The organism is Cellulomonas sp. P4_H12 (assembly GCF_056400905.1).
In genome coordinates this window covers 57,268-69,869 of the sequence record NZ_JBFUKJ010000010.1, presented here as the reverse complement: position 1 = coordinate 69,869, position 12,602 = coordinate 57,268, and the positions used below count along the sequence as shown (strand labels likewise).

General features: G+C 73.0%; 6 protein-coding genes. 1 reads left to right on the top strand and 5 read right to left on the bottom strand.

What is annotated here, in order from left to right; genetic code table 11:
- Positions 1 to 448: 448 nt before the first annotated feature.
- Complete coding sequence (locus AC1DQC_RS07490; protein WP_477050594.1) at positions 449 to 1,660, top strand: alpha-hydroxy acid oxidase; 1,212 nt, start codon at positions 449 to 451, stop codon at positions 1,658 to 1,660.
- 249 nt (positions 1,661 to 1,909) lie between these two features.
- Here AC1DQC_RS07490 and AC1DQC_RS07485 read toward each other — a convergent pair whose 3' ends face one another.
- The 5 genes from AC1DQC_RS07485 to AC1DQC_RS07465 all read right to left on the bottom strand — a co-directional run bounded on the left by AC1DQC_RS07485 (position 1,910) and on the right by AC1DQC_RS07465 (position 12,522).
- The gene (locus tag AC1DQC_RS07485; protein ID WP_477050593.1) at positions 1,910 to 7,579 is read right to left on the bottom strand and encodes a rhamnogalacturonan lyase family protein; all 5,670 of its coding nucleotides are present in this window, start codon (positions 7,577 to 7,579) and stop codon (positions 1,910 to 1,912) included.
- 426 nt (positions 7,580 to 8,005) lie between these two features.
- Positions 8,006 to 8,890, bottom strand: coding sequence for a hypothetical protein (locus AC1DQC_RS07480; protein ID WP_477050592.1), 885 nt, complete (start codon positions 8,888 to 8,890; stop codon positions 8,006 to 8,008).
- A 27-nt stretch (positions 8,891 to 8,917) separates the two neighbouring features.
- Positions 8,918 to 9,427 carry an ATPase gene (locus tag AC1DQC_RS07475; protein WP_477050591.1) on the bottom strand — a complete coding sequence of 170 codons (510 nt, stop codon included), beginning with the start codon at positions 9,425 to 9,427 and terminating at the stop codon, positions 8,918 to 8,920.
- 30 nt (positions 9,428 to 9,457) lie between these two features.
- Positions 9,458 to 10,576: a Gfo/Idh/MocA family protein gene (locus AC1DQC_RS07470; protein ID WP_477050590.1), complete on the bottom strand. Its 1,119-nt coding sequence runs from the start codon at positions 10,574 to 10,576 to the stop codon at positions 9,458 to 9,460.
- Positions 10,573 to 12,522, bottom strand: coding sequence for a DUF6807 family protein (locus tag AC1DQC_RS07465; protein WP_477050589.1), 1,950 nt, complete (start codon positions 12,520 to 12,522; stop codon positions 10,573 to 10,575). The genes AC1DQC_RS07470 and AC1DQC_RS07465 overlap by 4 nt, the downstream gene beginning before the upstream one ends.
- Between the last annotated feature and the right edge of the window lie 80 nt (positions 12,523 to 12,602).

Here is a 12,602-nt window from a genome sequence, read left to right as displayed (position 1 = left end):
AGCGGCCCGTCAGGCAAGCGCTACCCGCCGTCGTCGGCCGCTGCTGCGTCCGCGCTCCGACCCACGTTCGTGCAACGTCCGCACCTCGGGTGGTCGGGACGCGCGATCGTGCGGACGTCCGAGCCCCCTGCGCGCAGCGTCCGCACATTCGGTCGTCGGGACGACCGATTCGCCGGACGTTCCGACTCACCCGCGCAGCGTCCGCACATCCGATGGTCGGGACGCGCGATCGTGCGGACGTTCCGGCCCCACCCCGCGCAGCGTCCGCACATTCGGTGGCCGGGACGACCGGCCATGCCGACGTCCGGGGTGGCCGGGCGGGCGGCGCGGCGGCCCGATGGCTAGCGTCGAGGGGTGTCCGGGACGGGCATGGAGCTCCGCCCCGACGTGTTGTATCGTTTCAAACTTCCGTGCAGCCCGACGACGCGCCACACCCTCAGGAGTCCCGGTGACCGACCGTCAGATCCCGTCCTGGTCCGAGCTCAAGCCGCTGATGCGCCCCAAGCCGATCGAGCTCAACGGCACCAAGCGACGGCTCGCAGACGCGTTGACCATCGCCGACCTGCGCACGCTGGCGCGCAAGCGGACACCACGGTCGGTGTTCGACTACACCGACGGCGCCGCCGAGGCCGAGATCAGCCTGCGCCGCGCGCGGTCGCTGTTCCGCCAGCTCGAGTTCCAGCCGTCGATCCTGCACGACGTGTCCCACGTGGACCCGACCACCGACATGATCGGCACCCCGTCGGCCCTGCCCTTCGCGTTCGCCCCCACCGGCTTCACGCGGATGATGAACCACGAGGGCGAACGCGCGGTGGTCAAGGTGGCCCAGCGCCGCGGCATCCCGTACGCGCTGTCGACCATGGGGACGACGTCGATCGAGGAGGTCGCCAAGGCCGGCCCGGATGCCCGCAAGTGGTTCCAGCTCTACGTGTGGAAGGACCGCTCCGCCGGCGAGGACCTCATGGCCCGCGCCAAGGCCGCCGGCTACGAGGCGCTCATGCTCACGGTGGACGTCCCGGTGGCCGGGGCGCGCCTGCGCGACGCCCGCAACGGCTTCAGCATCCCGCCGGCGCTCACCGTCAAGACGGTGCTGGACGCGGCGACCCATCCCGCCTGGTGGATGAACCTGCTGACCACCGAGACGCTGACGTTCGCGTCCCTGACCACCTGGTCCGGCACCGTCGCGGACCTGCTGGACAAGCTCTTCGACCCGACCATGACGTTCGCGGACCTCGAGTGGATCCGCGCGTCGTGGGACGGCCCGCTGATCATCAAGGGGATCCAGACCGTCGAGGACGCACGGCGCGTGACCGACGCCGGCGCCGACGCCGTCGTGCTGTCCAACCACGGCGGCCGCCAGCTCGACCGCGCGCCGGTCCCGCTGCGCCTGCTGCCGGACGTGGCCGAGGCGGTCGGCGACCGGACCCAGGTCTGGGTCGACACGGGCATCATGAGCGGCGCCGACGTGGTGGCCGCCCTGGCGCTCGGCGCCGACGCGACCCTCGTCGGCCGCGCCTACCTGTACGGCCTCATGGCCGGCGGCGAGCGCGGCGTCGACCGGGCGGTCGACATCCTCGAGCGCGAGATCCGCCGCACCATGGCCCTGCTGGGCGTCTCCACGGTCAAGGAGCTCGGCCCGCGGCACGTCCGCCTCCCCTGACACCACCAACGTCCGCGCAAACACGGGTCAGGACCCGTAGAAGCGCGGACGTTGTTGCATCTCCAGCGCAACGTCCGCACAACCACGGGTCAGGACCCGTAGAAGCGCGGACGTTGTTGCATCTCCAGTGCAACGTCCGCACACACACGGGTCAGGACCCGTAGGAGTGCGGACGTTGTGGGTTGCCGAGCACGCGACGACGGCCGGGCCGGGTGGGAGGAGCCACCCGGGCCGGCCGTCGTCGTCAGGTCAGTGCGTGACCTTGACCTTCAGCTCCGGGCTGCTGGTCGAGCCGAGCGGATTGGCCAGCTCCGCGCGGTAGACGTGCGTGCCGATGCCTCGGCCGCTGACCGTCGTCGTCGCCTTCTGCGCGTTGAAGCCGTTGGCGGTGAGCGACTGGGTGTCGATGAGCACCCCGTCCTCGTACAGTCGGTAGACGGTCGCGTTGGTCCCCCACCAGAGGTTGGTGGTGAGCGTGTACGACCCGTCGCCGTCCTTGTTGTCGGCGGTGAGCACTGGGGCTCCGGGGTTTGCTGCGGTGACCTTCACCGTGAGCGGGGCTGTCGTCGTCGACCCGTGCTGGTTGGTCAGCACGGCGGTGTAGACGTACGTCCCGTTGGGCTTGCCGGCGATCTGGAAGGCCGCCGACTGGGCGGTCGGGGTGGCGTCGACCAGGTCGCGCGTAGCCACCGCCACCCCGTTCTCCAGCAGCGTCACGGTCTGGGCGTTCTGGCCCCACCACAGGTTCATGGCCACCGTGTAGCTGCTGTCGTTGTCCCAGTTGTCGCTGGAGAGCACGCCCTTGCCCGGTGCGGCGGTCGCCGGTCCGGGAACCCGCTCGTCCGGACCCGTGGCGGCGCCCGTGTAGACGATGCTCGGCGCCGGCGGCGTCGACATCCCGTCACCCAGGTAGTAGCCCGTGTGCGGCGGCTGGTTGTAGCCGGTGTTCTGCCAGGCGACGCCGAGTCGGTACACCGGGTCGGACTGCAGGGTGCGGATCCGGTAGTCGGTGAGGTCCACCGTGGTGGCGATCCGCAGGGCCGACGAGTCGGCCAGGCGAGTGACGATCTCCTCGCGCCAGTCGCCGAACAGGTCGGCCTGCAGGGCCGGTGTGCCCTTGGTGCCGTTGTCGGAGAGGGTGCCGGTCGCCCGGTAGATCTCGTCGGCGGTCTTGGTCGACGGGTTCCACTTGGCGATCGTCGGGACGCCGGTGAGGGTCGTCGTGTTCCAGTCGTGGTCGGTGATCTCCCGCAGGAGGTCGCCGTCCCACCAGGTGAGGAAGTTCGCGGCGGGGATGGTGGTGCTGATCAGGGTGCCGTCGGCAGCCCTCATCTCCCCCGACCGCGAGTTCCACGTCCCGTCCGACACCACGGCCCACGACTCCGAGCCGGGGTGCGAGGCGTCGATGTCACCGGAGGCACCACGACCGGTGTCGGCGGTGGCCGGCATCGACCAGAGCACCTCCCCGGTCTTGGCGTCGCGGAACGTCGCCCCGATGCCCTTGCTGCGCGGCGCCTCTTCGTGCACCGCGAACACCTCGAGGCCCGGCCGGCTGGGGTCGAGGTCGCTGACGTGCAGCGCGTCCCCGTGCCCGAGGCCGGTGGTGTAGAGCGCCGTGCCGTCGTCGTCGATGGTCATCGACCCGTAGACGATCTCGTCCTTCTGGTCCCCGTCGACGTCGGCCACCGCCAGGTTGTGGTTGCCCTGGCCCATGTACTGCGACCCGGCCACGTCGGAGTCGAAGGTCCATCTCTTGGTGAGAGAAGACCCGTCGAAGTCGTACGCGACCAGGACGGCCCGCGTGTAGTAGCCGCGGCTGAAGACGACGCTCGGGTGCTCGCCGTCCAGGTACGCGACCCCGGCCAGGAACCGGTCGACCCGGTTGCCGTAGGCGTCGCCCCACGCCGCCACGTCACCGCGCGGCGGGGTGTAGTCGATCGTGTCGACAGCAGCGCCGGTCGCGCCGTTGAACACCGTGAGGAACTCCGGCCCCGTGAGCACGTAGCCCGACGAGTTCCGGTAGTCCGCCCGCGGGTCCCCGATGACCGTGCCGACGCCGTCGACGGTGCCGTCCGCGGTCTTCATGGTGACCTCGGCCTTGCCGTCGCCGTCCAGGTCGTACACCTGGAACTGCGTGTAGTGGGCGCCGGCCCGGATGTTCTGGCCCAGGTCGATCCGCCACAGACGCGTGCCGTCCAGCTCGTAGGCGTCGACGTACACGTTGCCCGTGTAGCCGGCCTGCGAGTTGTCCTTGCTGTTGGACGGGTCCCACTTGACGATGACCTCGTACTGCCCGTCGCCGTCGACGTCCCCGACGGACGCGTCGTTGGCGTTGTACGTGTACGGCTGGCCGTCCTTGGTGTACGCGTCCGCGGGCTTGTCCAGCGGGACGTCCAGGTGCTGGCTGTCCCAGACCCGGAACTCACCGGTGGCCCAGCGCTCGATCCCGTCGACCACCGAGCTGACCCGGTAGACCGACGTCGCGGAACCGCCCGCGTCCAGCAGGTTCGTGCTGGTCGTGATCGGCAGCGTCGTGATCTTCTTGCCGTCCCGGTACACGTGGAACGCGATCGAGTCGGGGTCGAGGCCCAGCTGTCGCCAGCCGAGGTAGACGCCGCCGTCGGTCTTCACCGCGACCGGCGACCGGTCGAGGCGCTCGGCCTGCCGCGCGAGCGTGGTGACCGCGGGAGTCGTGATCGGCGACGACGCCGCCGACACCCCGCCCGCGTTCACCGAGGCGACCCGGTACGTGTACCCGATCGTCGTCAGCACGGTCGTGTCCGTGTACGACGGGCCGTCCGCACGGCCGACGACGACGAACGAGCCGTCCTTCGCCTTGCGCGACACCTGGTAGAACAGCGCTCCGTCGACGGCGTCCCACGTGAAGGTGACGTCGTTCTTGTTGACGGCGCCGACCTTCAGGTTCGTCGGTACGCCCGCCGTCGGTACGTCGGGGTCGACCGTCGTGACGTCGAGCGTGTCGGTGGGCACCGACTCGACGCCGCTCGGGTCGAGCGCGACCACGTGGTACTCGTACGCCAGCCCGACGTCGGGCGTGGTGTCGACGAACGTCGTCGTGGTGACGTCGCCGAGGGCCACGGCGGCCGAGGCTCCCGCGGCCTTGCGGTAGACCCGGTAGCCGGCGGAGTCGTCGGTCCCGGTCCAGCTGAGCGAGACGCTCACCGCCGAGCCGTCGATGCTCAGGTCGTCCAGCGTCAGGCCCGACGGCGCCAGAAGCAGCGGCGTGATCTCGATGCCGTTCAGGCGGCTCGACGAGCCGGTCATCACGAGGTTGAGCTGCCCGTCGGTGACGAGCACCGGCTGGCTGACCTTCTCGGACACGGATCCGGCGCCGGCGTTGGAGGCGCCGAAGTCCTTGCCCTCGAGCTGCACGTTGGAGCGGCTGGTGCCGATCCAGTCGCCGTTGTACGTCTTCACCGCGTAGCTGCCGTCGGGCACGTCCACGGCGAACACGTGCTGGGTGCCCGGCAGCAGGAAGTCGCGCTGCAGGTCGTTGGGCGGCGGCGTGAAGCTGACCCCGCGGTCGCGGCCGCCCAGACCCGTCGGGTCCAGCCAGCCCCAGCCGATCTCCGGGGTGTACCGCGAGTTCTGGCTCAGCTCGGTGTAGCCCGGCATGAGGGGGCCGCCGGCCAGCTGCACGTCGAACTTGTACAGCGCGGCCTTCGTCGTGACCCGGACCGCAGCCGATGGGGCCGACGAGCCGCGGCCGTTGACGGCGACGACCCGCAGGTCGTACGACGCCCCTTCGACCAGCCCGCCGACCGCGGCCTGCGGCAGCGTGGAGGTGGCGACCAACGCGTACGCGTCGTCACCGGCGGCGGCGTCCTTGCGGAACACCTGGTAGATGTCCGCACCCTCGCTCGCGGTCCAGGTGAGCTGCACGCCGGCGTTCGAGACACTGCCCGCGACCACCCCGGCGGGAGCTGCCGGGACCTGTGCCGGCGGCTCGGCGTCGACCACCTCGTCGGCCAGCGGCACGTCGAGCTTCTCGATGCCGGAGGCGACGAGGCGCGCCATCTGGATGGCGCCGTACTCCTGGAAGTGGGTGTCGTCGATGGTGCCGGTCGGGCGGCCCGGGTAGACCCCGGCGGGGACGTGCAGGAACACGCTCGTCGACGCCTCCGGCCCGATCTGGTCGAGGTACGCCCGGCTGGACGCCGCGAGGTCGACCAGGGGTGTCCCGGTGTCGGTGGCCAGAGCTGTCGCCGCGGCCACGTACTCGGGGAACGAGACGTTGAACTTTCCGGTCGCCGGGTCGAAGCTGCGCCGCGAGACGGGCGTGACGATCACGGGCGTGGCCCCGCGCTGCACGGCGCCGTCGACGTACGTCCGCAGGTACTCGGCGTAGTCGGCGGGAGCGGCGAAGCGATCGTCGACCCCGTAGGTCGCGTCGTTGTGCCCGAACTGCACGAACAAGTAGTCGCCCGGCTTGATCAGGCGGAGCACCTCGTCGAGACGGCCCTGGCTGATGAAGTTCTTCGACGAGCGGCCGCCGATCGCCCGGTTGTCCACCGTGACGTCGTCGGACAGGAACCGGTCGATCATCTGGCCCCAGCCGGCCTGCGGCGCGTAGTCGGCCGTGTAGGTCTGGACCGTCGAGTCGCCCGTGATCCACACGGTCGGCTCGTCGCCCGGCGCCCGCGGGCTCTGCGCGGCGATGCGGAGCTCGTTGAGCTTCGGCGCGGTGCCGGAGAGCTCGAGGTTGAGCTGGCCGTCCACCACCGCGATGTCGAACGACATCTCGAGGAACTGGCCGGCCGCCTTGGTGGTCGGCGCCACCTTGGCCATCTGCTCGGCGGTGATCGCGACGTCCGTCGCCTCGGTCGCGTCGCCCGCGACCAGGCTCACGGTGTAGTCGCCGTTGGGCAGGTCGACGACGAGCTCGGTGTCGCCGACGCTGACGAAGTCGGAGCGCAGGGGGTCGGCGGTGCCCCGGTCGGTGGCGGTGACGGCGCGGGTGTCCACGAAGCCGTACCGCGTCTGCGCGCCGTAGGCGCTGGACGCGTCGAGCCGGATCGCGCCGGGTGCCAGCGCTCCGCTGCCCAGGTCGAAGTCGAGAACCGCGGGCACGCTGGGCGCCGTCGGCAGGCTGCTCACGGCGGCGGCCGACGGGGTCGACAGGCCGGCCGCGTCGATCGTCTGCACGCGGTAGTAGCGCAAGGTCGAGGTGTCGACGGCGTCGGTGGCGAACACCTCGCGCGCGCCGGTCCGGGCGACCTCGGTGTAGGCGCCGTCCACGGCATCCGACCGCGAGACCACGTAGCCGGTGGCGCCGGCGACCTCGTTCCACCGCAGCGTCACGGCGCTCGGCGTCACGTGGGCCATGCGCACCGAGGTGGGCGCGGCGACGGTCGACGTGCCGGGGTCGGGCTCGACCGGCGGTGTCGTGCCGGTCTGCGACACGACGATCGAGCTGACGTAGCCGCCGGCGCCCGCGCCGGTGATGCCCACCGTCAGCTGACCGTCGGCCACGGTGACCGGCCAGGTGCCGGCGATCGCGGCTGCCTTGGTGCTCAGCGTGCCGCCGCCGGCGCCCTCGAGGGTCACCGTGGTCTTGGTGGTGCTGGTGCCCGCGAGCAGGTCGCCCGAGCGGACCGTGACGTCGTAGGTGCCGTTCGGCACGTCGAGCACGAACGACCAGCTGGTCGCGAGCACGAAGTCCCGGTCGGCCGGGTCCGCGGCGCCCCGGTCGCGGGAGATCGGCGTGACTCCGTCGGCCGGCACGATGCCGAACCCGGTGCCGGCGCTGTACCGCGTCGCGTCGGTCACCTGCTGGTAGCCGTCGGCCACCGGGCTGGTCGCGGTGCCCAGGTCGAACTTCCACGTGGTCGGCGGGTCGGCCGCGAGGGCCGGCAGGCCGCCCGCGGCGACCAGTGCGGCCGCGGTCGCGGTGGCCACCCCCGCGAGGAGTGTCCGCGTGCGGGTTCGCCCCGCCGATACGCGCGTCCGTCCCGCCCGCGGTTCCCCTGGTCCCTCGTCGTGCGCGCGCGTCGAGCGCATGGCATCACCCTTTGTCTCGTCGTTGAGAGGCGTGCCCGATCGGTGCTGAATCGTTTCATTCTGTAACGATTCACCCGAGCAAGCAGGACATTCCTACCGATGCCCTCCGGGTCGCGCAAGGGTTTCCGGCAAACTGGGGAAAGCGCTCGCCATTCCGCTTTCCAGGGGAGGGGCTCCGAACGACGCCTCCGGCCGAGCGCCAGCCGCGGGCTGACCTGCACGGATGCGCAGCTCGCTCGGCGGGCGCATAGGTGCCGCCCAGCAACGTCCCGAGCGTCAGAATTCACTCGCGCCGGATCGCGCTCGGAGAGTCGAGCGGTCCGGTCAGCCCGCGCCCGGCATCCCGCACGACTCCCCGACGAACTCGTGCAACGCCCCCCGCAACGCGTCGCTCGCGGCGACGTAGAACACCGGCTGCTCGACCCCGTCCACCCGCGCGTGCACGCCGAAGAACGTCCCGCGCTTGTCCTCGGCCACGGCGTGCGGGTCGCACCGCGACGGCACGAGCAGCAGGGGGATCATGCGCGAGGCGCCGTCGGCCGTGTCCACGTCGGCGGGCCAGCTCGTCGCTCCCCCGACCGGCGCCAGCAGCACGGTCCCGTCCACCTGGGTGATCTCCACCCGCGGGCCGTCTGCCACCGGCACCACGCCGAGCTGCACCGACGCTGCCAGCGTCCCGCCGGCGTCCTGCGTCGTGATCGCGTCGGCCAGGGTCAGCGTGGCGCCGCGCGCGACAGCGGCCGCGGCGCAGTCCTCGCCGTGGATCCGGGCCAGGTGGCCCTGGGGATCGGAGGGCTCGACCACGAGCGTCGACCGGCCACCCGCATCGTCGACCAGGTCGAGCTCCGCGCGAGCCGTCCCGGAGGCCGCCTCGTCGCACACCGGAGTTCCCAGCGCCACGGAGACGTCCCGGTCGACGCCGGCCCGGACCGGCCGCTCACGGTCGCTCGTCGCGACGCCTTCGTCGTCCGGCGTCGAGAGCCGCGCCTCGGACACGGTCACGTCTCCGGGTCCGGCGTTGGTCACGCGCAGCTGGACCACGCGCAGCGCCCAGTCGCTGCGCGCCTGCCGGACCTCGACGGACAGCCCGGCCAGGACGTCCGCGGGGATGGGGCTGGGCGTCGGGGTCGGCTCGGCGGCCGGTCCGCCGGTGCAGCCCGCGAGCGCGAGCACGCCGACGACCGCGCTCACCCGCCAGCGTCCGGCCACCCCCTGATCGTGCCGCACGAGGCGCCGCTACCAGCCCGCCACCGAGCGGATCGCGGCCGCGACCTGGGAGGGCGAGCGACCGTCCGTGGCGATCCGGTGCGTGCCGATGGGGGCGTCGGCCTCCAGGCGCAGCGCCGCGGCGGCGGAGCGTGACCTGTGCGCCTCCAGCTCGACGCCGGACTCGCGCAGGGCCAGCCGCGCGTCCGCCACGGCGTCGCCGGCGGTGAGGAGTATCGCGGTGGTGCGAGGCGCGTCGCCCATGGCCGCCGCCAGCTCCTCGACCTCGAGCACCGCGACGGTGTTGGTGTAGACCAGCCGCCGGTAGCCGAGCTCGCGGTAGTTCGCCCAGACGGCCGCGAGGTTCCGCAGGCTCAGCCGGTGCTCCCACGGTGTCGGCCACGCGAGGTCGAGCGCGTCGCCCTCGATGACGGCGTGGGCGACGTCGTCGGCACGCAGCAGCGCGTGCAGCGCGGACGCGGCGGTCGACTTGCCGACCCCGGACCGCCCGCCGATGACCAGCAGCTCGGATTCCTCCACGGTCGAGACGCTCTCATGCCATAGCCGCGTTCACCCCCCGCGGGCGAACGGTGCGCCGAGCTCCGTGAAGGTCGCGCCCTCGGCGGCGACGCGCGCGCACCAGTCCTCGATGTCCGCGATCACGGGGTGCCGCGCCGGTCCGTCGCCGTGCCACACCACGTGCTCGGCCGCGACCGGGGTCGGGTCGGGGCCCGTGCGCACCGCCTCGAGCACTCGGAGGAACGCGCCCGTGTCGGCGACCGAGCACCGCAGCGCGACGGCGGCGTCGGCCCGCGTGCTCAGCAGCTGCGTCAGCAGGTCGACGCGACCGCACCGGATGCGACGCGTGCCACGCCGGGAGCGCACCTCGATCTCGTCGGTCTCGTAGAAGAGCGTCGCCGTCCCCAGGGACCCGCGGACGGTGACCCGCGCGGGCGAGCGGTCGGGCGCGCACAGCGTGAGCCCCGCCGAGACCCGCGCGCCGGTGCGTGTCTCGACGACCACCGCGGACGTGTCGTCGGCCTCGATCGGGTGCGCCCGGAACAGGTCGACGCGCACGTCGGCGACGTCGTCCACCGTCCGCGCACCGGCGACCAGCAGGGCCGTCGCTACCGCGTGCGCCAGCGGGTTGGTCACGACGCCGTCGACCACCTCGACCCCGTCCAGCGTGCGGCGACCCGCCCACGCAGCGCGCTCGAAGTAGGCCGCGGTGCGCACCCACGTGCCGACAGCCCCGACGCCGGTCACGTGGCCGAGCTCGCCGGAGCCGACAATCCGCGCGAGCTCGTCGACCGCCCCCGAGCCGTAGGTCTGGAACCCCACCTGGCAGAGCCGGCCGGTCGCCTCGACCACCTCGAGCAGCGCGGCGTGCTCGGCAAGCGACGCGGTGGTCGGCTTCTCGAGCAGCACGTCGCAGCCGGCGCGCAGGGCCGCCGACGCCAGCGGCAGGTGCGTCGGGATCGGCGTCGCGAGCACGACGACGTCCGGTGGCTCGTGCGCCAGGAGGGCGTCGAGGTCGGGGTACCACGGCACGTCCTCGTCGACGGGCCGGGGGTCGACGAGCGCCGCCAGCGTGGCGAGGCCGCGTGCCTCCAGGTCGGCCACGTTCCGCACGTGCGAGGCGCCGTGACCGTGCACGCCGACGACGGCGACGGTCGGCGTGCTCGTCATCCCCAGGCCGGCCCGGCAAGCTCGGCGGCCTCGTCGGCACCGAGCGCCCGGTCCACGACGACCGCGGCGAGCCCCACAGCGAGCCGACCGCCCGCGGGCACGTCGACCACCCGGTCCCAGGCGAGCGCGGGGCCGGCGCCGACGTACTCCGCCACCCGGGCGAACCACGGGCGGAGCTGGTCGGGAGGCTGCACCAGCAGGACGGTGGTGGTCGTCGTCTCCCGGCGCTGCACGAACGCGAGCCACGGCGACAGGCTGCCGTGCACGGCCTCCTCGCCCACCAGGCCCTCGCCGAGCACGGTGGTGACGTCCGCCGACGGCAGGCGCCAGAAGATCCCGCCGTAGCCGGCGCCCGGGCGGCCGTTGGTGCCGGGGCTCTCGATCCGCAGCGGGCCGTGGGCGGCGTGCAGCACGCTCGACCAGCGCAGCGTCCAGCCGCGCCCGTCGGCCAGGGGGGCGGCGGCCAGCCGGCGGTCCTCCCGCAGCTGGGGACGGTCGCGCTCGTCGCGCCAGACGATCTCGTCGACGAGCGCGGCGTCGCCGTCGACGAGGCGCGTGGCCTCGCTGACCTGCCGGCCGTGGTTGGGCAGCAGGGTCGGGCCCTCGTCGCGGAGGAACGTGCGACCGCCCCAGTAGGAGGTGCCGTTGACCACGGGGACCGCCATCGAGACGCCGTAGTGATGGCGGTGGTCGACGGGGCTGGTCTCCGTGAGCGCGGTGCCGGCGGCGGAGTGCACGGGGTGCAGGTAGGGGCGCGGGGCGTGCACGGACGGCAGGCGGCTGCCGGACTCGTACCGGGCGAGCGGGACCGCCGCGCCGGAGGACAGTCCCGACAGCAGATAGGTGCCCAGGTCGGGGGCCCACCGTGTGCCGGTGAGCAGGGGCACCTCGGGTCCGACGGGGTCCGACGCCGCGCGACGCCCGAGCCGTGCGGCGGGCGGCACCGGACCGCTGCTGGCCCGCACGGCCAGCACCGGGGCGATCAGCGGGGGCGTCGGGTCCAGGTCCGCACCGCCCAGGAGCGCGCGCAGGTGCGCCCACGCCTGCCGGCCGAGCTCCGCCTGCGGGACGGTCGCGGTGGTGAGCGACGGCGTCGCGAAACGCGCCAGCTCGATGTCGTCGAAACCCGTGATCGACACGTCGCCCGGCACCGCGACACCGAGCTCGTTGAGCCGCGCGAGCAGCCCGAACGCCACGAGGTCGTTGTAGGCCACGACGGCGGTGGCGCGCGACGCCAGCACGTCCTGCGCGGCGGCGTACCCCGACTCGACGGACGAGCCGGCCGGCCGCTCGCTGAGCCGGACGTCCTCGCGTCGCGCGGCGGCAGTCCGCAGCGCGTCCAGCCGCGCGGCGTGCGACGCGCTGTCGGGCGGTCCGGCCAGGTAGAGCAGGTGACGATGGCCGAGGCCGGTCAGGTGCTCGACGATCTGGTCGATCCCCGCGGCGTAGTCGATGGCCAACGTCGGTGTCGCACCGTCGGCGGCGCGGTTGACCACGACGACCGGCCCGATCTCGGGCAGCAGCGCCCGCAGGGTCGCCTCGGGCATCCGCGGGGACACCAGCACGAGCGCGTCGCAGCGCAGACGGGCGTCGAGGGCGATGCGCTCCTCGTCGGCGGCGTGCTCGGCCGTGTCGGCGACGAGCACCCGGTAGCCCTCGTCGGCCGCGGCGGAGGCGACCCCGCGCAGCACCTGCTGGAACATCGGGTTGGCCAGGTCGGGGACGACGACGGCGACGGTGTTGGTGCGGCCGAGCGACAGGCTGCGCGCCGTGTTGCTGGGGCGGTAGTGCAGCTGCTCGGCCACCTCGCGCACCCGCGCCGCGAGCTCGGGGTCGACCGTCGACCGGCCGTTCATCACCCTGCTCACGGTCGCCCGGGACACGCCGGCGGCGTGCGCCACCTCGGCGATGGTCGACGCGGTGCGCGTCCACCCGTTCTGCGTCACTGCAGCCTCCCGCCGCCACCGTCGGCCCACCCTCACGGGGGTGGCTCCGCGCCGAACATACACCACGGGAAACCGGTTCC

What these genes read in the sequence shown, in the direction of transcription:
- AC1DQC_RS07470 (WP_477050590.1), bottom strand. Translation starts at nt 10,576, where the DNA reads ATGACGAGCACGCCGACCGTCGCCGTCGTCGGCGTGCACGGTCACGGC.